The following is a 19,439-nucleotide window of genomic DNA, read 5'->3' as shown; positions in this document are numbered from 1 at the left end:
GCGCATGTTAGCCTGGATTCCCGTATCGATTGCCGCCGCCGCATTTCAGACCGTGCGGTTCATGCTGCAGAAGGTTCTGAGCAGCGTAACCTTGTCGCCGGGCGGAGCCACCTTCGCCCGGTTTGTCTATTCGGCGCCGTTCATTCTGGCAGGGCTGGCGGTGTATATGGCAGTCACCGGGAGAGCACTGCCTGAGCCGGGACCGAAGTTCTGGATGTTTGCCGCCATTGGCGGCACCGCACAGATCCTGGCAACGGTCTGCGTGGTTGCCCTGTTCAAGCAGCGCAATTTTGCGGTGGGGATCACCTTCAAGAAAACCGAAGTCATCCAGACTGCCATCGTCGGGCTGGCAGTTCTGGGCGATCCGGTCTCCTTTGGCGGCTGGGTGGCGATCCTGATCGGGCTGGCGGCGGTTCTGGTTCTGTCCCGGGCGCCGGACGCAGCCGGCCCCTGGTGGCGGCATCTGACCAACCGCGCCTCGAAGCTGGGGCTGGGGTCGGGGGTGCTGTTTGCCTTTTCCGCGGTCAGCTACCGCGGCGCTTCCCTGCAATTGGGAGATTTGGAGCCGGTCTTTCGCGCCGGAGTGACCTTGGCGGCGGTAGTCAGCTTGCAGACGCTGTTTATGGCTGCCTGGCTGGGCCTGCGGGACAGGGGCGAGATTGCCCGGGTCTGGGCCGCCCGCCGGGTAGCGGTCTGGGTGGGGCTGACCAGCATGGGCGGGTCGTTCTGCTGGTTCTGGGCGTTCACGCTGCAGAATGCGGCCTATGTAAAGGCGGTGGGGCAGGTGGAATTGCTGCTGTCGCTGCTGGCCTCAATCCTGTTTTTTAAGGAGAAGGTCACGGCCCGGGAACTGATAGGCATGGGACTGCTGGTTCTGTCAATCCTGGCGCTGGTGCTGGCCATTTGAACGACTGCGATTGCCGCAAGGCTGCCGGAATTATGCGATAATTCCGGCTCGGAAAACACGCGTTTTCCGGGACGTTTCCCGGGCCGGGAAACGTTACCCGTCTGCGGGCATCGGGTAGCCTTTGAGACGCAGGAACAGGCTGGCTTCGTCGTTGTTGTGGAAATAGGGCACGCTCTGCGGTGGCTCGGCGTCCCGAACGCGGGCGGTGACTTCGGCCAGGACCACCTCGGTGATGAAGGGCAGATCAAAGCTGCGCACCTGGCTGAGCGGGATCCACTGCAGATGCGACAGCTCATCCGCGGCGCGGGAGAAATCATCCAGGTTGCCGGTGATCTGATCGGCATCAATCAAAAAGAACCGCGCATCAAACCGGCGCGGACGGCCCGGCGGGGTGAGGGCGCGGAACACGAATTGCATCGCCTTGGCTGATGGCACATGGCCAGTGGCGGCGAACTCCTGCCAGTCTTCGGGAATGTCTCCCTGCCACTTACCTGGTTCCCCCAGGATCAGGCCGGTTTCCTCCCACAGCTCGCGCACCGCTGCGACGCTGAGAGCATGGTGCACCCCAGCGGGCGCCTTGTCTGCGAGGCGTTCCTGGCAGACGGGCGGGATTGGCGAGGCCAGAGGGACTTGCGCGTCCTCCACGTCCACGGCACCGCCGGGGAAGACGAATTTGTTTGGCATGAAGGCCGCCTTGGCGCCGCGCTGGCCCATCAGCACCTGCGGGTCATCGGACATCCGGCCGCGCATGGCAATCACCGTTGCCGCATTGCGGATGGCGGTTTTGTCGGTGGTGGTCTTACCACAGATAAATGTGTCGCTCATCGTCTTACTGCCCTTGTCCTGCTGGGGAATCCTTGTCGAAGCCGTGCATCCGCCTGGCCCATTGATAGGCAATGACGATCCCCTTCATCCGCGGCAGAAGATAAAGGGAAGAGGCGACGCAGCCAATCGTGAAAACCGTGAACATCACCAAGGGTTCGGGGCGCCAGGAGAAATAGACCACGTGCATCAAAGGCGCCATGATGTGGCCGACGATCAGAATGGTGAGGTAGGCCGGACCGTCATCGGCGCGCGCATGTGTCAGATCCAGACCGCAGTTGCTGCAGCTGTCGTTCACCTTGAGATAGGAATGCAGCAGCTTGCCCTTGCCGCATTGCGGGCATTTGCAGCGCCAGCCCTTGGCCAGGGCGGGCATGGTGGGGCGGTCTGTTTCGGTGCCGGAGGCCGTCGCGGCTGAAGACTCGGTCATGGCAATATCCTGTGTGTTGGGCATATCTTTGCGCGCATCGGGAGAGGGCGAAAGGGGAAAGCCCAATTTCTGCGCCGGTTTGCCGCAACGGGACGGCGGTAGAAACTTTTTTTGCATTTCTGCGACGGAAGCGCGGATCTGGGGCGTTTTTTCTGTGCATCGGGCAGCAAGAGGCTGCCGCAGAACAAAGGAAAGACGACATGAAACACGTCAACTTCATCGCCGTGATTGTTGCCGCTGCAGGTGTGGCCGCGGGCGGCGCGGCCCTGGCCAAGGGCTATGGCCACCACGGGCCGAAGATGTCCTTTGAGGAAATCGACACGGACGGCAATGGCGAAGTCACTAAGGCGGAAATCCAGGCCATGAAAGAGGCCCGTTTCAGCAAGGCGGACGCCGACGGCGATGGCAAGCTGACGTTGGACGAGATGCAGGCGCATGCGCAGGCACGGGCCAATGAGCGCGCCGCCCGGATGCTGGAACGTTTTGACAAGGATGGCGATGGCGCGTTGAGTAAGGATGAGATGCCGCAACCGCGCCGGGCTGGCAGAATGTTCGACCGGATGGATGCCGATGGCAGCGGCGGGATTTCGAAAGAGGAATTCGAAGAGGCCCGGGCTCGGCACGGCGGCAAGCGCTGGCATGGCCACGGGGATGAAACGGAGCAGAACTGATCGCTGAGACGTGCTGCAAAACGCGGAAATATCGCGGCGCCGGACCCCTGATGCGGGGCCGGCTGCCATGAACGCACCGGCGGCGGAGGTTTCGGACGATGCGCTTTTGGTGCTGTATGCCAATGGTGATAGTCGAGCCGCGGCGGAGCTGACCGCACGGCTGGGGTCGCGGGTCTTTGGCGTGGCGATGCGGGTGATGGGGATCCGCGCCGAAGCCGAAGATGTGACCCAGGAGGCAATGCTTCGCTTATGGAAGATGGCGCCGGAATGGCGGCCGGGGGAGGCGCAAGTCTCGACCTGGCTGTACCGGGTGGCAATGAACCTGTGCATTGACCGCAAACGGCGTGCCCGTGGCGGTTATGTGGATCTGGATGTGGTGCCCGAGCCGCCTGACCCGGCCCGCTCGGCCGCCGAGGCGCTGCAAGAGGGGGCGCGGCAGGATGCGCTGCAGGCGGCCCTGATGCAATTGCCGGAACGGCAGCGGCAGGCAGTGGTGCTGCGGCATCTGGAAGAACTGTCCAACCCGGAAATCGCCGGGATCATGGACATCAGCGTCGAGGCGGTGGAAAGTCTGACCGCCCGGGGCAAACGGGCGCTGGCCGCGGCATTGGCCGGGCGGCGCGAAGAGTTGGGGTATAATGATGGCTGACACGGATAAAGCACTGCAGGAGCTGGACGATCTGTTTGCCGTGGCGCGCAGTGAGCCGCCGGCGCTGCCGGACCGTTTGAATGCGGCTATCCTGGCAGATGCAGTGCGGGCGCAGGCGGGCTTTCAGGCTGCGGCGCCGGCGCAGGCGCCCCGGCAGCCGCTGTGGCGGGAGCTGATCGAAGCGCTGGGCGGCTGGCCCGCGCTGGGCGGGCTGGCAGCGGCCAGTGCGGCGGGGTTGTGGATCGGGGTGGCGCCGCCCTCCTTTGTGCCGGATCCGATGGCGCTGGCGGGGTATGAGGACAGCAGCACCGCGGTCCCCTATGACAGTTACGACATGGCGGTGGTGCTGAGTGAGGACCTGCAATGAGTGCGGAGGAAAAGCCTGGAATGAAGCTGTGGCTGAAACTGTTGCTGGCGGGGTCGCTGGCGCTGAACCTAGCGGTGATCGGCATCGCGACCGGAACGGCCTGGCGGTTCAGCGGCAAGGACAGGCACTGGCAGCGGCCGCCGTCGGTCGGGGCCATGATCTTCCGCGAGCTGGACCGCGACACCCGCAAGGCGCTGCGGCAAGAAGCGGGCGGCGCTCATGGCAGCTATTACAAGCGCCGCCAAGCAGAGGGTGAGGCGGTGATCGGAATGCTGCGTAGCGCAGACTTCGATGCGCAGGAGCTGCTGACGATACTGCAGATCCAGGCAGCGACGCGCCGTGCCTTTCACACTAAGGTACAGGAAGCCTGGGTGCGCAAGCTGGAAGCGATGACGGCGGAAGAGCGCGCGGCCTTTGCCAGCCGCATGGAAGAGCGGATGCAGCGGCGCGGCGGGCGTTGGCATGAACGGCAGAACGGGCGGGATTAAGCCGGCGGCGTGCAGCTGCGGGTCGCTTCCCGAGGTGCCAACCACAGAAGGCAGCCTCTGGCGGCTGCCAATTCCGGGATCGGCTGAGGACCTCAGGCTGCTTGGGTGCATTCCGGCGACAAGGTCACCTGATTGCGGCCCGCATCCTTGGCGTTGTAGAGGGCCTGATCGGCTTTCTCGACCAGCGCGGCGGTGCTGTCTTCATTGCCGCCGCCGCCCATGACTGCGCCGATGCTGATGGTGATCCTGACCGGATCGGCGGCGCCGGGCACCTGAAACGGAGTGCTGTTGATCGCATTGCACAGGGCGATGGCGGCCAGGCCTGCCTCGGCCTCGGTGGCGCCGGGCAGCACCGCCATGAATTCTTCGCCGCCGACGCGGGCCAGCAGGTCCGCCGGACGCAGCACCGCCTGCATCCGGCGGGCGGCCTCGATCAGCACGGCGTCGCCGGCCGGGTGGCCATAAAGGTCGTTGATCCGCTTGAAATGATCGAGATCGGCCAGCATGACGGCAAACTTTTCGCCAGTTGCGGTGGCGGAATGGGCCACCCGGTCCAGGAACGGCTTGGCATAGCGGCGGTTGTAAAGACCTGTCATCGGGTCCAGCACGGCTGCGCGCAACCCGTTGCGGACGCTGTCGCGCAGCCGGTCCTTGCGGGCCTTCTGCTGCAGCTGGGCGGTGAGGCGCAGCTGCAGTTCCTCAATATCAAAGCCGGATTGCAGCACGTCATGGGCGCCGCGGTCCAAGGCCTCGGCGGCGATATGCGGATCCGCCGGGTTGGGCACGGCAATCACCACCGATTTGCGGGTGGCAGCGCGGGCGCGCAGGTCAGCCAGCAGGCGCAGGCCGGGGCCGGCCGAAGCCTCTGTCAGTTCGATGATGATGGCATCGGCCACCGGCGCCTGCATCAGCCCTTGGATGTCGCTGATGGAATGGGTGCGCAGGTCATAGGGCAGGCGGCCGGCAAGCCGGTCGCGCCAGGCCCTAGCGGTGCGGGGATCCTGCGCCACCAGGGCAACGGAGGCATTGCGCAGATCCTCGGCGCATGTGCGGTCGCTGAGCGGCAGGATGAAGCCGTTTGAGGCATCGCGCTGCAGGTTCAGTTCTTCGGTGCTGCTGCGGGCGCGCAGCAGGCTGCGGATGCGGGCCTGCAGGATCACGTCATCCACCGGCTGCTGCAGTACATCGTCGATGCCCGCGGCCAGTGCGGCGAGCCGGGCTTTGGGTCCTTCCCAGTCGGAGACCGCGATCACCGGCAGATCGCCCAGTGCCTCATCCCCGGCCAATTCGCGTTTCACATCCGCGGCGGAGCCATCGGGCAGCGACATTGCGGAAAGCACCAGATCAGGGCGGTGGCGGCGGGCGGCCTGCAGCACTTCAGCCAGGCTGCCGGCTTGGACCACATCGTAATAGGCAGCCGCCAGCTGCACCTTCAGCATGATGCGGTTGGTGGAGACGCCGTCGATGACCAGGATAGTGCCTTGCACGCGGTATCCTTTCGCCCCTTGCAAATCCTATGACTGGAAGTTTTGCTGAGACTGGTTAAGAAACCCTTTCGGATTTTTACTAAATTGGCCGCAATGCGGCAGGAGTGTGGAGAACATGCGGAATTCCGCCGATGGAGCAGAGACGCTGGCGCTGAAGGCTTTGGCCTGGCTGGCCGGAAATGATGAGCTGCTGCCGGTGTTTCTGGGGGCAACCGGCGCCAGCGAAGCGGATCTGCGGGCGCGGGCGGCGGAGCCGGAGTTCCTTGGCTCGGTGCTCGATTTCTTAACGATGGACGACAATTGGGTGATGCAGTTCTGCGATGGCGAGGGGCTGGCCTATGAGGCGCCGCTGCAGGCGCGGATGTCGCTTCCGGGCGGTGAACAGGTGAACTGGACTTGAGATTGGCGGGCCCTGTGCCTAGGGTCCGGCCAGAATCCAGAGGAAAAAGGACCTGCCATGCCTGTTGATGCTCTTCTGTTCGATAAAGACGGGACCTTGTTTGACTTTGCTGCGACCTGGGATGGCTGGGCTGCAGACCTGCTGGAATCCCTGTCCAATGGCGATCAGAACGCCAAACAGGCAATGGCCAAAGCGATCAGCTATGACTTGGAGCGTGAGGCATTCAATCCGGACAGCCTGGTGATTGCCTGCTCCAATGATGAAGTGGCAGAAGCCCTTGCGCCTTATGTTGCGCATATGGATCTTGCCGAGCTGACGGATTACCTGGCGGAAAGCGCTGCCGGGGCAGAGCTGACGCCGGCAGTGCCGCTGGCGGCGTTTCTCGACAGCCTGCTGTCGCGCGGCAAGGTGCTGGGGGTGATGACCAACGATGCTGAGAGCTCTGCCAAGAGCCAGCTGAAGCGGGCAGGCGTGCTGGACCGCTTTGCTTTTGTCGCGGGATGCGACAGCGGCCATGGGGCCAAACCGGCGCCGGATCCGCTTCTGGCCTTTTGCAAGGCTGCGGGCGTCTCTCCCGGCCGGACGGCAATGGTGGGCGACAGCCGCCATGATTTGGAAGCGGGCGCGGCTGCGGGAATGCAGCGGATCGGCGTCCTGACCGGCATGGCCCTGCGCGAGGAGCTGACGCCGCACGCCGATATAGTGCTGCCCGATATCGGCCATATCCCGGCCTGGATGGACCGCTGAGCATCCACTGATTCCCGCGTTTTGAAACGGGGACGCTCGTTTTTGCCGGCGTGCAGTCTTGTGCGCCGGTTTTTGCTGCGGCATACTAGGCACAAGTGTACAGAAATATCCTGAACCGCCGGATCGCACAGCAAAAACGACAGCGATAGTCGGGTTTGGACTGTTTCCAGCGGCAGGGATTGGCACAGTGGGTGGCTATCGGCAATTTTGAAATTCGGACCCAGGGGAGACCGGCATGGCAGACACAGGCGCGCGCAAGAAGCGGGGCGGAGGCAGGGCAGGCGCAGCAGCCCGGCGCGGCAGCGCTGCGCTGGAGCAAATGCCTTGGCAGATCCCGGTTAACACCGACCGGCCGACCGAGCCATTGAGCGAGGACGGCGTGCAGGCGATCCACGAGGGGGCCATGCGGATCCTGGAAGAGATTGGCGTGGTCTTTCTGAACCCGGAAGCGCTGGAGATCTTCAAACAGGCCGGCGTCAAGGTCGAAGGCGAGCTGGTCAAGATGGACCGGGATTTTGTGATGGAGATGGTGGGTAAGGCGCCCCGCGAGTTCTCGATCACCCCGCGCAACAAAGACCGGACCATTCCGCTGGGCGGCAATCACATCTTGTTCGGCAATGTGTCCTCGCCGCCGAACTACTGGGATATGGAGCTGAACAAAAAGGTCGCCGGCAACCGTGAGCAATGCCGCAACCTGCTGAAACTGACCCAGTATTTCAACTGCATCCACTTTGCTGGCGGCTATCCGGTGGAGCCGGTGGACATCCATGCCTCAGTCCGTCACCTGGATGTGCTTTATGACAAACTGACCCTGACCGATAAGGCGATGCACGCCTACTCCCTTGGCAAGGAGCGGGTCGAGGATGTGATGGAGATGGTGCGGATTGCCGGCGGGCTCAGCCATGAGGAGTTCGACTCCAAGCCGCATATGTACACCAACATCAACTCCACCTCGCCGCTGAAGCACGACTTTCCGATGATCGACGGCTGCCTGCGGCTGGCGCGGCGCGGTCAGGCCATCGTGGTGTCGCCGTTCACGCTGGCGGGCGCGATGGCGCCGGTGACCATGGCCGGTGCGGTAGCGCAGTCGATTGCCGAAAGCCTCTGTGCCATTGCGCTGTTCCAGTATGTGCGTCCCGGCACGCCCTGCGTGATTGGCACCTTTACCTCCAACGTCGACATGAAGTCGGGCGCGCCGGCATTCGGCACGCCGGAATACATGCGCTCGACCCAGATGACCGGGCAGATGGCGCGGTTCTATGGCCTGCCGATGCGCTCCTCAGGCGTTTGCGCCGCCAACGTACCGGACGGGCAGGCGATCTGGGAGACCTCCAATTCGCTGTGGGCTGCAGTGCAGTCAGGCACGAATATGGTCTACCACGCGGCCGGCTGGCTGGAGGGCGGGCTGATTGCCAGCCCGGAGAAATTCATCATGGATTGCGAGATCCTGCAGCAGATCGAACGCTATATGCAGCCGCAAATCTCGGCGACCGGACCGGAGGAAATTGCGCTGGATGCAATCAAGGAAGTCGGCAATGACGGCCATTTCTTCGGTATTCAGCACACCCAGGACCGCTATTCCGAGGCCTTCTATCAGCCGTTCCTGAGCGACTGGCGCAATTACGAGGCCTGGGAGGCGGCAGGTGCGACCTGGACTGCTGAGCGCGCCCACAAGCTGTTCAAGGAGATCATCGCCGATTTCGAGGAGCCGCCGATGGACGCAGCAGTTCGCGACGAACTGGCGGATTTCGTCGCCCGTCGCAAGGCCGAGGGTGGCGCGCCGACAGATTTCTGAGGCACCGGCCTATCACCAGCAGGAAAAGCGGAGGCAGCCCCTCCGCTTTTTTATGCGCGGGTTGCAGGTTTGGCACACAGCGTGCCGGCGGCAGGTTGGAAGCCGCCGGTTTGGCGCGGATACAGAGCTGCAGGCTTGCCTCCTGGCGCCAGCCGGTCCAGTAGGGAGGGGCGCCTGAACGGTCCAATGCGGGAGTGCTGGTGCGTGCAAATTTGAAGTAGGTATCAGATGCGGCTGGCTGCAGGGCCGGCTGCCAGACCATGGCCGCGCTGCGCACATAGCCGGTTTCTGCTGCTGAGGGTGCAGGGTTCGTGCAAGAGTTGAAAATTACACAAGAAACGCGCGCGCCTTATCACGCAAATCAGCTTTGTTGGTTCTTTCTTAACCTGCAGGCGTCAAGACTGTGGCAAAGGCAAAGAGGGGCCATTGTATGCACGGTCTGATCAATAGGGCGATTCAGGCTTTTGTGACCAGTACCTACGGGGCGGACCGCTGGGAAGAGGTTATGGAAGAGGCCGGGCTTGGGTTTACCGAGTTCGAGGCGATGCTGTTCTATTCTGAAGAGCAATCGAGCCAGATGCTGACGGCGATGGAAAAGGTTCTGGCGCGCCCGCTGCCGGAGATGCTGGAGGATATGGGCACGTTTCTGGTGTCCAACCCGCAAGTGGAGGCGCTGCGGCGGCTGCTGCGTTTCGGCGGAGTGAATTACGTTGAATTTTTGCATTCGCTGGACGACTTGCCGGACCGGGCCCGGCTGGCAGTGTCGGATTTGCACCTGCCGGGGCTGGAGCTGCTGGAACAGGCGCCGGAACAGTTCGAGCTGGTTTGCCAGCCTGGGCTGCCTGGCTATGCCTATGTTCTGATGGGGGTTCTGCGGGCGATGGCAGATGATTACGGTGATCTTGTTTTCCTGGACCACAGCGGCACTCAGGACGGGGCGGAGGTGATTGCGATCACTCTTGTTGAAACCAAGTTCGCCGCCGGGCGTGAATTTGATCTGGGGGCGCATTCGTTATGATGACTCTCGAGCAGCTGACACAGATGGCCGGCGTGGTCTGCCCGATGTACGTGATAGCCGATGCCAAGGGGCGGATCGTTTCTGCCGGGCCGACCCTGAAAAAACTGCGCCCGCAACTGAACTGGGAAGGGCGGCGGTTCTTCCGGGTGTTCGATCTGTCGCGGCCGCGTTCTGTACGGTCGATGGAGGATCTGGTGAGAACCTCTGGGAGCAAGCTGCATCTGCAGTTCCGGGACGGGCCGCAAACCGGCCTGAAAGGCGTTTGCACGCCGCTGCCCGATGGTCAGGGCGCCTTCATCAATCTGTCCTTCGGGATCTCCGTTCTGGAGGCCGTACGCGACTACGATCTGACCAGCGCTGATTTTTCGCCAACTGATCTGACCATCGAAATGCTCTATCTGGTGGAGGCAAAATCCGCCGCGATGGAGGCGTCCCGCCAGTTGAACACGCGGTTGCAAGGGGCCAAGATCGCGGCCGAGGAACAAGCCTTTACCGACACGCTGACCGGATTAAAGAACCGCCGGGCGATGGATCATGTGCTGGGCCGACTGATCAACAGCGGCCGCGAGTTTGCGCTGATGCATTTGGACCTGGACTATTTCAAACAGGTCAATGACACGATGGGCCACGCGGCTGGTGATGCGGTGCTGCAGCAGGCAGCGCGGATTATGGTGGAATGCACCCGCCAGTCCGATACCGTCGCCCGCGTCGGCGGCGATGAATTCGTTATGATCCTCGAGGGTGTTCTGGACACCGCCAGGCTGGCTGTCATCGCCAAACGGCTGATCCAGCGGCTGGAAGAGCCGGTTCCGTTTGGCGCCTTGACTTGCCGGATCTCCGCCAGTGCAGGCACAACGCTGTCCACCTGGCAAAAAGTTCCGGATGCTCATCAACTGCTGAACCAAGCGGACTTGGCGCTGTATGCAGCCAAGCGCGCCGGACGGGCGCAGCACTTCTTTTACCGCGAAGGCATGGAGAAAGAAGAAGCATGCAGCACCGGCGAGGCTGGTCAGCCGCATACAGCGGCACGGGGCCCGGCAACCTGAAGGCTTCCGGTTTGTGAGGCTGTGAGCAGACGGCGCAGCGGCTGTCCGCACCGGCCTTTGATCTCAGGGCCAGGGGAGAGAAATTTTCCTGGATCTCAGCAGCACGGGTGCGCTTTGCGGCTGCATCTTGTGCGTCACCCGGGGGGCGGTGGCAAGCGCTGCGCTGAGAGCTGCAATGCCATTCTTCCTGTGGAAGGTTTCGGGCCTTGTTGGTTTCCAGCATTGAGAACACCCGGCACAAGATCGGGCGCCGGTGCCGAAAGTGCCCCGGATACGCAAGATGGCGAAACCCATGGCGTGATCAGCCGCAAGGGTGATGCACATAGTGTTTCCCGGGCCTGGGACAGCGGCTTGAACCATAAAACAGCTAAGCATTCCTGCATCAAACGCTTGGACGCAGCGCGTGTTCAGCTTGACGCAATATGTCAGGAAGAGTGGCAGCCCGTAGGGGAATCGAACCCCTCTTTCCAGGTTGAAAACCTGGCGTCCTAACCGATAGACGAACGGGCCACGCTGTCTGTGTAGCGGTGTTTACTGATTGCCATGGCCGGGCGCAAGAGGTTTTATTGCGGAGGTGCAAAGTTTTTCCATATCCCGTGTTCAGCAGTTAAGCGGATGAAAAAAAAGACAAAACCAAGCCGCGGCGGCTAAGATAATGCGTCACTCATATGTGGGGAAAGTGGCAGGCCTTTCGGGAGAAAGTTCGAACTCTCTGTTTAAGGCGCTGGGCGAATGGGAAAGCCAGATTGAAGCTTTAAAAAAATAGGCCTGAGAAGCGTTTACCTGTAGAACACGCGACTTGATCTGACATTTCTGCTCTTCAGGAGCGCAAGCAAGGAGTGCCGATCAATGACGAGTATTCAGAACAAGATCATCAAGCCGAAGCTGGGGCTGCTGGAGCTTGCGAAGCAGCTCGGCAGCGTTTCGCAGGCCTGCAAGGTGATGGGGTGCAGCCGGGACAGCTGCTACCGCTTCATGGAGCTCTGTAAACAGGGCGGCGGGCAGGCGCTGATGGATCTCAGCCGCCGCAAGCCGATCCTGAAGAACCGGGTGCCGGAGCACGTTGAGCGGGCGGTGATCGAACTGGCGATTGAAAACCCGGCGCCGGGGCAGAAGCGCGCCTCGCGGGAACTCCGGCAGCAGGGCATCATGGTGTCATCTTCCGGCGTCCGCTCGATCTGGCTGCGCAACGGTCTGGAGGCCATGAAGAAACGCCTCAAGGCATTGGAAGGCCCGTGCCGCCCAGGACGGCATCCTGCTCACCGAGGCGCAGATGGCCGCGCTGGAGAAGGCCCGGCAGAAGAAGGGGGCGCATGGCGAGATCGAAAGCCGCCATCCGGGCTATCCCGGCAGCCAGGGCACCTATTACCTGGGCACGATGAAGGGAGTGGGACGCATCTGCCAGCAGACCTTCATCGAGACCTATGCGCGGGTGGCGGCCGGTAAGCTCTGCACCGGGAAAAACGGCGATCACCGCCGCCGGCCTGCTGAATGACAGGGTTATCCCCTTCTTTGCCGGACACGGCATCAGCCTGTTGCGCATCCTGACGGGCCGCGGCACCGAATATTGCGGCAAAGCCGGAAGCCATGCCTATCAGCTCTACTTGGCGGCCGGGGACGTGGACCACACGAGAGCCAAGGCGAACAGCCCCCAGAGTGAGACCGTAAGGCAATCGATCCAGTTGATCGATTGCAGGGCGAACGGGATCTGCGAGCGCTTCCACCGGACCATCAAGGATGAGTTCTGCGACATCGCCTTCCGCAAGAAGCTCTACCGGCCGGTGGAGGAATTGCAGGTGGACCTGGACGCCTGGCTGGCCAGATACAACGAGCAGCGGCCGCAATTCGGGAAGATACCGCTATGGCAAGACGCCTATGCAATCCTTCCGCGAAACGCTGCATATTGCCAGGGACAAGACGATCACGGCTTCCGATCCATCGGACAGTCGGCAACCCATTCTCAGCACAGAGAACTGAGATGCCTATCAGATCAAGTCTGAAGTTTTACACTTCAGGGTTTTTGACAAGCCCTTGGAAATATTGGGTAAACGGTTCGTTGGAGGTTAAGCATTTGGTGCTTAGGCTAACATTTCAGGAACCAATAGATTTTCAGCGTGGAAAAGGTCGTCGAACCCCCAAAACCACGTTTCCGCTCAAGGTGTTAGGTGTGCTTTCCGAGAGCGTGGGTAAAGTGGCAGCCCGTAGGGGAATCGAACCCCTCTTTCCAGGTTGAAAACCTGGCGTCCTAACCGATAGACGAACGGGCCACTCTATGCATGAGCGGGTGTTTAGTCGCAACAGCCGGATCCCGCAAGGGGAAAAACGGGCCACAGTAAAGTTTCTTATCCACAGGGGGTAAGTCTTTGAAAATTTAGGCTTCTGCGGCGTCTTCCAGGCGCAGTTGCGGGCTTTGACGACCGCCCCAACTGTTGACTTCCAGCCGTCCGGCAAAGTGGAAGCGGGCGCCGCCGTGTTCCAGCAGGCGGGGACCAAGCGCGGTGTCGAAGGCGCCAAAGCAGATCCCGTCCACACCGCCGCCCATACCGTCACTGAGAGAAATCTTCAGATGGCTTTCCCCCACCTTCTTGGCAAAACGCACCTGCAGATCCGGCAGCGCATAGCGCGGGGCAGGGGCGCCTGCGCCAAAGGGGCCTGCCTGTTCGATCTGGTCGATCAGGTCCACCGTGGCGGCACCGGGCATCAGGGCGCCGTCCAGCTTCAGATCGGCCGGGCCGCCCTGTCCTGCGCCTTGTTTCTCCAACAGCTCCGACAGCCGCGCCATCGCTGGTTCCAGTTTGTCCCGCATGACGGTGAGACCTGCCGCCATTTTGTGGCCGCCGCCCTTGACCAGCAGCCCCTCGGCCGCCAGCCGCTGGATCGAGGCGCCCAGATCGACGCCGGACACGGACCGGCCAGATCCCTTACCCTCATCGCTGTCAAAGCCGATCACAACTGCGGGCCTGTTTGCGGCTTCCTTCAGGCGCGAGGCAACGATGCCGACCACGCCGGGATGCCAGCCCTCGCCAGCGGCCCAAACCAGCGGAGCCTCCAGCCCGCGGTCTTCCGCTTGTTGCAGGGCGGCGGCCCGTACCGCGTTTTCGATGTCGCGGCGCTCGGTGTTCAGCTCATCCAGCCGTTCGGCCAGGGCGGCGGCCTCATGCGGATTGTCAGTCGACAGCAGCCGCGCGCCGAGGTCCGCCTTGCCGATCCGCCCGCCGGCATTGACCCGCGGTCCCAGCAGAAAGCCAAGGTGATAGGTGGAGGGCGCCGAATCCATGCGGGAGACATCGGACAGGGCCACCAGACCGGGACGTTTGCGCGCGCCCATGACCTTCAGCCCCTGGCGCACCAGCGCCCGGTTGGCGCCGATCAGCGGCGCCACATCGGCAACGGTGGCCAATGCCACCAGATCCAGCAAGGCCATCAGATCCGGCCCCTTGGCTCCTGCCTTGCGAAGCTGCCGTCCAGCCTCGACCAGCATCAGGAACACCACACCTGCCGCGCAGAAATATCCCAGATCACCGCTTTCGTCCTGCCGGTTGGGGTTCACCACCGCCTCGCAATCGGGCAGAGTCTCACCGCCCAGGTGGTGGTCCAGCACAATCACATCCGCGCCCTTGGCAGCGGCAATCGGCTCGTGGCTGAGGGTGCCGCAATCGACGCAGATGATCAGGTCATGGGCCGCGGCCAGTTCCTGCATCGCGGGCACATTGGGGCCATAGCCCTCATCGATGCGGTCTGGGATGTAAAGCGTGGCCTGCAGCCCCATCTGCCGCAGCCAGACCAACAGCAGCGCGGCCGAGCTGCCGCCATCGACGTCATAATCGGCAAAAACCGCTATCCGCTGCTTCAGCTGTACCGCCTCCAGAAAGCGCGTGGCGGCGGGCTCCATATCCTTCATCTCGCGCGGATCCGGCAGCAGGTCCTTCAGCCTGGGTTCCAGAAACCCTTTGGCCTCCATCGCAGGCACGCCGCGCCGGGCCAGCACCTGGCAGACAGATCGGGGCAGGCCGGTCTGCTGTGCCATCATCTCGGAGGCGCGGTCGATCTCCACACCGGGACCTACCCAGCGCCGCCCGGTCAAGGACTGCTCAACACCCAAAAAGCTCATGCGTTTCCCCCATGTGCAAAGGCCGGACCCAAACGGACCCGGCCCTTCTTCTGGCTTCAAATATCCCCGCCGGAGGCAGCGGCGCAAGCCGCTTCCCGGCGGAACGCTCAGCCCTGATGCGGCGCCAGCGGCGTGCGGTAGGACATGCGCCGCACCGAACCGGTTTTTGAGCGCATCAGCAGCGTGGTGGTCTCAACCCAGCCAGGTGTGCGCTTGATGCTGGGCAGAAGAGAGCCGCCGGTGACGCCGGTGGCGGCAAAGATCACGTCCTGGGTGACCATCTCGTCGCGGGTATAGACGCGGTCCAGGTCGGTGATGCCTGCTTTGGCGGCGCGGCCCTTTTCGTCGTCGTTGCGGAACAGGAGGCGGCCGAAAATCTGTCCGCCCATGCATTTCAATGCAGCGGCTGCCAGCACACCTTCAGGCGCGCCGCCCTGGCCCATATACATGTCGATGCCGGTAATCTCAGATTCAGCGCAATGCATGACGCCGGCCACGTCGCCGTCGGTGATCAGGCGGATCGAAGCGCCGGTTTCGCGCACTTCGGCGATCATCGCCTCATGGCGCGGGCGTTCCAGGATGCAGACGGTGATGTCAGAGGGCGCGCAGCCCTTGGCCGCGGCCAGGGCTTCGACACGTTCGCGCGGGGACATGTCCAGAGACACAACGCCCTCTTCATAGCCCGGACCAATTGCCAGTTTGTCCATATAGGTGTCCGGCGCGTGCAGCATCGAGCCGCGCGGGCCCATGGCGATCACGGTCAGAGCGTTCGGCATGTCTTTGGCGGTCAGCGTGGTGCCTTCCAGAGGGTCCAGGGCGATGTCGACGCCGGGGCCGTTGCCGGAGCCCACTTCTTCGCCGATGTACAGCATCGGTGCCTCGTCGCGTTCGCCTTCGCCGATTACGACAACGCCGGCGATGTCCAGCAGGTTCAGCTGTTCGCGCATGGCGTTCACGGCGGCCTGGTCGGCGGCCTTCTCATCGCCGCGGCCGATCAGCGAGGCAGAGGCCAGCGCGGCCTGCTCGGCAACGCGGGCGAGGCCCAGCGACAGCATGCGGTCATGAAAGGGCGCGTCAGAGGTGTTCGATGTCATACCGGAAATCCTGTCTCAACGGGTCAGATGTGAATTGGGCGTTTAAAGCCGAATAGCGCGGGGCAGGGCAGGCTCGCAAGGGGCGATAGCGTTCACCGCGGCAGGAAAATCCAGCCGCAGTGACCAAAACCGCTGATTTTCGGCGTATCGCGAGGTTCAAACCTCTTCAATGCGCAGCGCAACCGGAGTGCCGTCAACCACATCGGTGGCGGCGAGGCCTTCCAGCGCGGCATCCAAAGTGGCGCGGGTGCATTTGTGGGTGACGATCAGCACCGGCGCGGTCGGTTCGGAATGGCCGTACTGTCGCATCCGGTCGATGGAGACGCCTGCATCGCCCAGCACAGCGGCAACTTTGGCCAAAGCGCCGGGTTTGTCCAGCAGCCCCATGCGCAGATAGAACGGCGCGGGCAGACCGGTCTGGGCGGCGGGGACTTCCTGCAGCGTTTCGGCGGGCTGGCCAAAGGTCGCGATCCGCAGGCCGCGCGCGAGGTCCAGGACATCGCCCATCACCGCGCTGGCAGTCGGGCCTTCGCCGGCACCGGGGCCGCGCAGCACAACTTGTTCGATGGAATCGCCTTCGATCACCACCATGTTGGTGCCGCCTTCCAACTGGCCCAGCGGTGAGTTCGCAGGCACCAGGCAGGGCGACATACGCTGCTCCAGCCCGCGGGCGGTGCGTTGCGCCACCCCCAGCAGTTTGATGCGGTATCCCATATCGGCGGCGGCATTGATGTCTTCCAGCTGGATGCGTTGGATGCCTTCCAGTTGCACGTCATCAAAGGCCGGTTTGGTGCCAAAGGCGATTGAGGACAGCAGCGCCAGCTTGTGGCCCGCGTCGATGCCGCCCACATCCAGGTTAGGATCGGCCTCCAGATAGCCCAGGCGGCCGCATTCCTCGAACAGGGCGTTGTAACCCTGGCCGGTGGCCTGCATCTGGGTGAGGATAAAGTTACAGGTGCCGTTCATCACGCCCATGACGCGGGTAATCTCATTGCCGGCCAGACCTTCGGTCAGCGATTTGATCACCGGGATGCCGCCGGCCACAGCAGCCTCGAACCGGATTACGCGGCCCGCGTTCTCGGCCTGTTCGGCCAACGCCTGGCCGTGGATCGCGAGCAGCGCCTTGTTGGCGGTGACCACATCCTTGCCTGCGGCAAGTGCGGCCTCGGTTGCCGCTTTGGCGGCGCCTTCATGGCCACCCATCAGTTCGACAAACACATCCACGTCATCGCGTACCGCCAGCGCCACCGGGTCGGTTTCCCAGGCGAAGTCCTTCAGCGAGACACCACGGTCCTTATTGGCGTCGCGGGCAGACACCGCCGTGATCACAATGGGGCGTCCGGTTCGTGCCTCCAGCAGCGCAGCATGGCGGTGGATGATCTTCACCACGCCGATGCCAACCGTGCCCAAACCTGCAATCCCAAGACGAAGCGGTTCTGTCATAGCTGGAGGTCCTTTGTTCCGAAATGCTCAGGCCCCGCCTTAGCGGGTTCGGCGCGGGCGTGCAACGCTGCTGCCGCCTGTGTGCGGCACATGCGGAAGGGAAAGCCGGGAACGGTCTAAAATTCGGCGTTTTTCACGGCCTCGGCGCGGCGTTTCAGCCGGGCGCTGCGGGCGTCAAGCTCATCCTGCAGGTCTGAGCTGGCCTGCTGCGGCGGGTCGAGCGGCTCCAGCGCGTCATCCAGCGGCAACAGTTTCGGGTAACCCGCGCCGCGCAGGTCAGGAGTCAACCGGTCCTCAAGCTCGGGCACGCGGGTGCAGGCGGCTGCGGCTGCCAAAACCAGAAGAAATGTGATCCGGGCCCAAGCCTGCATTGAACGAAATCCTGTATCTAGCCTTGCATGGTTCTAGGGCGTCCGGGGCCGCCGCACAATTGCTTTCCCGCCTGCCGGTACGGGGATTGGCTTTGCCGGGTCATAGGGGTTTAGGCCAGACCATCTTTTCGGCATTCCCGCTCTTTTTTCTGAACGTATGTTCAGTTACGGTCCGGTCATGGCACGTACCCAAGGCTCCCATTCCGATATCACCGGACCCAAAATCCGCGAGGCCGCTTTGCGGTTGTTTGCGCAGCATGGCTATGCCGCCGTCTCAATGCGCCAGATCGCCAAGGAGGTGGGGGTGCAGGCCGGGGCGCTGTATAACTACACACCGGACAAGCAAAGCCTGCTGTTCAACCTGATGCAAGGACATATGGCCGAGCTTCAGGCCGCTTGGGACGCGGTGCCGCGCGCCGACGGGGCGGTAGAGCGGCTGCGGGCCTTTACCGGCTTTCATATCCGCTTTCACCTGGAGCGACCGGATGCGGTGTTCATCGCCTATATGGAGCTGCGCAACCTGACGGATGAAAATTTCATCGTCCTCGAATCGCTGCGCCGGGATTACGAAAACGGCGTGGAGGCGATCCTGAAAGAGGGTGTGGAGCAGCGTGTGTTCCGCATCCCCGACACCAAAATCGCCACTCTGGCGGTGATTGCGATGCTGAACGGGGTTAACACATGGTACCGTTCCGAGGGGCGCCTGACGCTGGATGAGGTGGAGAACGTCTATTGGGACATGGTGCAAAAAGCGGTCAGCGCATGAGTCTTTTGACCTTGCAAACCAAGCGGCTGAGCGCCGGGCGCTGGCGGAACCTGACTGATGCCGAATTGGCGGATCTCTTTGCGCCGAAAGTGGTGCAATGGCTGCCCGCCGGGTTTCAGACCCCAGAAGACGACGGCGCCCGCCGGGCCTTTCTGGAGGCGGTCTCGCAACAAGCCGAGGTGATTGGCCTGCGCGAAACTGCGGGGCAGGGTATCGGGCTGGTTATTCTTTCCTTTCCTGACGAAGGCGCAACCATCCGGAACCTTGGCTATCTGTTTGCCGAAGCTGCCTGGGGCCGAGGGCTGGCCAGCGAGCTGCTTGGTGGCTTGCTGGCTCTTTTCCGCGGCAGCGGCGTGACGCTCAGCGGCGGAGTCATGCAGGAGAATGCGGCCTCGGCCAGGGTGCTGGAGAAAGCCGGTTTCACACCGGAGCCTTCGGGCACCGAAACGGTTTACAGCTGGCGTGCCGACGGCTGACCCCGGCAGGTCTGTCAGCTCAACAGCCCGATCATATCATAATGGTCAATCTGGCGGCTCAGCACCATTGGGTCTTCCTCCGGCAGCACATGCGGCTGCTCCCAGTCCTCGCCTGCAAAGGCCTGCAGCGCCTCGATGCTCTCCCAGACCATGACGACGCAGAAGGTGGCGGGCGAATCCGGCCGCGGCAGCCCGGCGGTAACCGAGACCAGCCCCGGCTGGCGGCGCACATGCGGCACCGCGCTGTCGGTCAGGAAAGTCTTGAAGTCCTGGATCTTGTCTTCACGGACAGTGGTACGGAACACCCGGATAATCATCTCTCCCCCCATCTGATTATTGGACGGAGGGAGT

Annotated in this window: 20 protein-coding genes, 2 tRNA genes and 1 pseudogene; 13 read left to right on the top strand and 10 right to left on the bottom strand. The window is 62.8% G+C overall.

The features are described 5' to 3' along the window. The first annotated feature begins 4 nt into the window (after positions 1–4). Complete coding sequence (locus AQUI_RS0123615) at positions 5–907, top strand: DMT family transporter (protein ID WP_027259734.1); 903 nt, start codon at positions 5–7, stop codon at positions 905–907. Between the two features lie 93 nt (positions 908–1,000). Here the strand turns inward: AQUI_RS0123615 and AQUI_RS0123610 are convergent, their stop codons facing one another. Beyond that, entirely contained in the window at positions 1,001–1,732 is a 732-nt protein-coding gene (locus tag AQUI_RS0123610) for an NUDIX hydrolase (protein ID WP_027259733.1), read from the bottom strand. A gap of 4 nt (positions 1,733–1,736) precedes the next feature. Further along, the gene (locus AQUI_RS0123605) at positions 1,737–2,159 is read right to left on the bottom strand and encodes a DUF983 domain-containing protein (RefSeq protein WP_027259732.1); all 423 of its coding nucleotides are present in this window, start codon (positions 2,157–2,159) and stop codon (positions 1,737–1,739) included. A 200-nt stretch (positions 2,160–2,359) separates the two neighbouring features. On the opposite strand from AQUI_RS0123605, the gene AQUI_RS0123600 reads away from it, so the two are divergent. The 4 genes from AQUI_RS0123600 (at position 2,360) to AQUI_RS0123585 (ending at position 4,334) form a co-directional block, all read left to right on the top strand. Beyond that, complete coding sequence (locus AQUI_RS0123600) at positions 2,360–2,830, top strand: EF-hand domain-containing protein (RefSeq protein WP_027259731.1); 471 nt, start codon at positions 2,360–2,362, stop codon at positions 2,828–2,830. A 67-nt stretch (positions 2,831–2,897) separates the two neighbouring features. Beyond that, complete coding sequence (locus tag AQUI_RS0123595) at positions 2,898–3,479, top strand: RNA polymerase sigma factor (RefSeq protein WP_027259730.1); 582 nt, start codon at positions 2,898–2,900, stop codon at positions 3,477–3,479. Further along, positions 3,472–3,846, top strand: coding sequence for a hypothetical protein (locus AQUI_RS0123590; RefSeq protein WP_027259729.1), 375 nt, complete (start codon positions 3,472–3,474; stop codon positions 3,844–3,846). The genes AQUI_RS0123595 and AQUI_RS0123590 overlap by 8 nt, the downstream gene beginning before the upstream one ends. Then, the gene (locus AQUI_RS0123585) at positions 3,843–4,334 is read left to right on the top strand and encodes a periplasmic heavy metal sensor (RefSeq protein WP_027259728.1); all 492 of its coding nucleotides are present in this window, start codon (positions 3,843–3,845) and stop codon (positions 4,332–4,334) included. Before AQUI_RS0123590 ends, AQUI_RS0123585 begins: the two co-directional genes overlap by 4 nt. A gap of 92 nt (positions 4,335–4,426) precedes the next feature. Here the strand turns inward: AQUI_RS0123585 and AQUI_RS0123580 are convergent, their stop codons facing one another. Further along, positions 4,427–5,821: a diguanylate cyclase domain-containing protein gene (locus tag AQUI_RS0123580; RefSeq protein WP_027259727.1), complete on the bottom strand. Its 1,395-nt coding sequence runs from the start codon at positions 5,819–5,821 to the stop codon at positions 4,427–4,429. A 115-nt stretch (positions 5,822–5,936) separates the two neighbouring features. Here AQUI_RS0123580 and AQUI_RS0123575 point away from each other — a divergent pair, with 115 nt between their 5' ends. The 5 genes from AQUI_RS0123575 (at position 5,937) to AQUI_RS0123555 (ending at position 10,827) form a co-directional block, all read left to right on the top strand. Continuing rightward, positions 5,937–6,221, top strand: coding sequence for a DUF3572 domain-containing protein (locus tag AQUI_RS0123575; RefSeq protein ID WP_027259726.1), 285 nt, complete (start codon positions 5,937–5,939; stop codon positions 6,219–6,221). A gap of 57 nt (positions 6,222–6,278) precedes the next feature. Beyond that, positions 6,279–6,968 (top strand): HAD family hydrolase, encoded by a 690-nt coding sequence (locus tag AQUI_RS0123570; RefSeq protein ID WP_027259725.1) that lies wholly within the window; start codon positions 6,279–6,281, stop codon positions 6,966–6,968. Positions 6,969–7,203: 235 nt separating this feature from the next. Then, a complete protein-coding gene (locus tag AQUI_RS0123565) occupies positions 7,204–8,763 on the top strand; it encodes a trimethylamine methyltransferase family protein (protein WP_027259724.1) in 1,560 nt (519 codons plus the stop codon). 430 nt (positions 8,764–9,193) lie between these two features. Then, a complete protein-coding gene (locus AQUI_RS0123560; protein WP_027259723.1) occupies positions 9,194–9,781 on the top strand; it encodes a heme NO-binding domain-containing protein in 588 nt (195 codons plus the stop codon). Next, positions 9,778–10,827 carry a GGDEF domain-containing protein gene (locus tag AQUI_RS0123555; protein WP_027259722.1) on the top strand — a complete coding sequence of 350 codons (1,050 nt, stop codon included), beginning with the start codon at positions 9,778–9,780 and terminating at the stop codon, positions 10,825–10,827. The genes AQUI_RS0123560 and AQUI_RS0123555 overlap by 4 nt, the downstream gene beginning before the upstream one ends. Positions 10,828–11,262: 435 nt before the next feature. Here the strand turns inward: AQUI_RS0123555 and AQUI_RS0123550 are convergent. After that, a tRNA-Glu gene (locus tag AQUI_RS0123550) sits at positions 11,263–11,337 on the bottom strand. 339 nt (positions 11,338–11,676) lie between these two features. On the opposite strand from AQUI_RS0123550, the pseudogene AQUI_RS30285 reads away from it, so the two are divergent. Continuing rightward, a pseudogene (locus AQUI_RS30285) lies at positions 11,677–12,804 on the top strand (helix-turn-helix domain-containing protein). 215 nt (positions 12,805–13,019) lie between these two features. Here AQUI_RS30285 and AQUI_RS0123535 read toward each other — a convergent pair. The 5 genes from AQUI_RS0123535 to AQUI_RS0123515 form a co-directional block, all read right to left on the bottom strand. Next, a tRNA-Glu gene (locus AQUI_RS0123535) sits at positions 13,020–13,094 on the bottom strand. A 104-nt stretch (positions 13,095–13,198) separates the two neighbouring features. Next, positions 13,199–14,938 (bottom strand): single-stranded-DNA-specific exonuclease RecJ, encoded by a 1,740-nt coding sequence (recJ, locus tag AQUI_RS0123530; protein WP_027259720.1) that lies wholly within the window; start codon positions 14,936–14,938, stop codon positions 13,199–13,201. Positions 14,939–15,045: 107 nt separating this feature from the next. Continuing rightward, the gene (glpX, locus tag AQUI_RS0123525) at positions 15,046–16,032 is read right to left on the bottom strand and encodes a class II fructose-bisphosphatase (RefSeq protein WP_027259719.1); all 987 of its coding nucleotides are present in this window, start codon (positions 16,030–16,032) and stop codon (positions 15,046–15,048) included. Positions 16,033–16,188: 156 nt separating this feature from the next. Then, the gene (locus AQUI_RS0123520; RefSeq protein WP_027259718.1) at positions 16,189–17,475 is read right to left on the bottom strand and encodes a homoserine dehydrogenase; all 1,287 of its coding nucleotides are present in this window, start codon (positions 17,473–17,475) and stop codon (positions 16,189–16,191) included. Between the two features lie 116 nt (positions 17,476–17,591). Further along, the gene (locus tag AQUI_RS0123515; RefSeq protein WP_027259717.1) at positions 17,592–17,846 is read right to left on the bottom strand and encodes a hypothetical protein; all 255 of its coding nucleotides are present in this window, start codon (positions 17,844–17,846) and stop codon (positions 17,592–17,594) included. A gap of 178 nt (positions 17,847–18,024) precedes the next feature. On the opposite strand from AQUI_RS0123515, the gene AQUI_RS0123510 reads away from it, so the two are divergent. After that, a complete protein-coding gene (locus tag AQUI_RS0123510) occupies positions 18,025–18,612 on the top strand; it encodes a TetR/AcrR family transcriptional regulator (protein ID WP_027259716.1) in 588 nt (195 codons plus the stop codon). Further along, on the top strand, positions 18,609–19,088 hold the full coding sequence (locus AQUI_RS0123505; RefSeq protein ID WP_027259715.1) for a GNAT family N-acetyltransferase: 480 nt from the start codon (positions 18,609–18,611) through the stop codon (positions 19,086–19,088). Before AQUI_RS0123510 ends, AQUI_RS0123505 begins: the two co-directional genes overlap by 4 nt. 14 nt (positions 19,089–19,102) lie before the next feature. Here the strand turns inward: AQUI_RS0123505 and AQUI_RS0123500 are convergent, their stop codons facing one another. Next, the gene (locus AQUI_RS0123500) at positions 19,103–19,405 is read right to left on the bottom strand and encodes an antibiotic biosynthesis monooxygenase family protein (protein WP_027259714.1); all 303 of its coding nucleotides are present in this window, start codon (positions 19,403–19,405) and stop codon (positions 19,103–19,105) included. Positions 19,406–19,439 lie beyond the last annotated feature (34 nt).

The organism is Leisingera aquimarina DSM 24565 (assembly GCF_000473165.1).
Classification (GTDB): domain Bacteria; phylum Pseudomonadota; class Alphaproteobacteria; order Rhodobacterales; family Rhodobacteraceae; genus Leisingera; species Leisingera aquimarina.
This window is presented reverse-complemented; position numbering and strand designations above follow the sequence as displayed.

Coding starts and splice junctions, on each gene's coding strand:
- AQUI_RS0123600 (WP_027259731.1), top strand. CDS start 2,360: ATGAAACACGTCAACTTCATCGCCGTGATTGTTGCCGCTGCAGGTGTG.
- AQUI_RS0123605 (WP_027259732.1), bottom strand. CDS start 2,159: ATGACCGAGTCTTCAGCCGCGACGGCCTCCGGCACCGAAACAGACCGC.
- AQUI_RS0123565 (WP_027259724.1), top strand. CDS start 7,204: ATGGCAGACACAGGCGCGCGCAAGAAGCGGGGCGGAGGCAGGGCAGGC.
- recJ (WP_027259720.1), bottom strand. CDS start 14,938: ATGAGCTTTTTGGGTGTTGAGCAGTCCTTGACCGGGCGGCGCTGGGTA.
- AQUI_RS0123615 (WP_027259734.1), top strand. CDS start 5: ATGTTAGCCTGGATTCCCGTATCGATTGCCGCCGCCGCATTTCAGACC.
- AQUI_RS0123585 (WP_027259728.1), top strand. CDS start 3,843: ATGAGTGCGGAGGAAAAGCCTGGAATGAAGCTGTGGCTGAAACTGTTG.
- AQUI_RS0123515 (WP_027259717.1), bottom strand. CDS start 17,846: ATGCAGGCTTGGGCCCGGATCACATTTCTTCTGGTTTTGGCAGCCGCA.
- AQUI_RS0123610 (WP_027259733.1), bottom strand. CDS start 1,732: ATGAGCGACACATTTATCTGTGGTAAGACCACCACCGACAAAACCGCC.
- AQUI_RS0123590 (WP_027259729.1), top strand. CDS start 3,472: ATGGCTGACACGGATAAAGCACTGCAGGAGCTGGACGATCTGTTTGCC.
- AQUI_RS0123560 (WP_027259723.1), top strand. CDS start 9,194: ATGCACGGTCTGATCAATAGGGCGATTCAGGCTTTTGTGACCAGTACC.
- glpX (WP_027259719.1), bottom strand. CDS start 16,032: ATGACATCGAACACCTCTGACGCGCCCTTTCATGACCGCATGCTGTCG.
- AQUI_RS0123510 (WP_027259716.1), top strand. CDS start 18,025: ATGGCACGTACCCAAGGCTCCCATTCCGATATCACCGGACCCAAAATC.
- AQUI_RS0123505 (WP_027259715.1), top strand. CDS start 18,609: ATGAGTCTTTTGACCTTGCAAACCAAGCGGCTGAGCGCCGGGCGCTGG.
- AQUI_RS0123500 (WP_027259714.1), bottom strand. CDS start 19,405: ATGATTATCCGGGTGTTCCGTACCACTGTCCGTGAAGACAAGATCCAG.
- AQUI_RS0123555 (WP_027259722.1), top strand. CDS start 9,778: ATGATGACTCTCGAGCAGCTGACACAGATGGCCGGCGTGGTCTGCCCG.
- AQUI_RS0123520 (WP_027259718.1), bottom strand. CDS start 17,475: ATGACAGAACCGCTTCGTCTTGGGATTGCAGGTTTGGGCACGGTTGGC.
- AQUI_RS0123595 (WP_027259730.1), top strand. CDS start 2,898: ATGAACGCACCGGCGGCGGAGGTTTCGGACGATGCGCTTTTGGTGCTG.
- AQUI_RS0123570 (WP_027259725.1), top strand. CDS start 6,279: ATGCCTGTTGATGCTCTTCTGTTCGATAAAGACGGGACCTTGTTTGAC.
- AQUI_RS0123575 (WP_027259726.1), top strand. CDS start 5,937: ATGCGGAATTCCGCCGATGGAGCAGAGACGCTGGCGCTGAAGGCTTTG.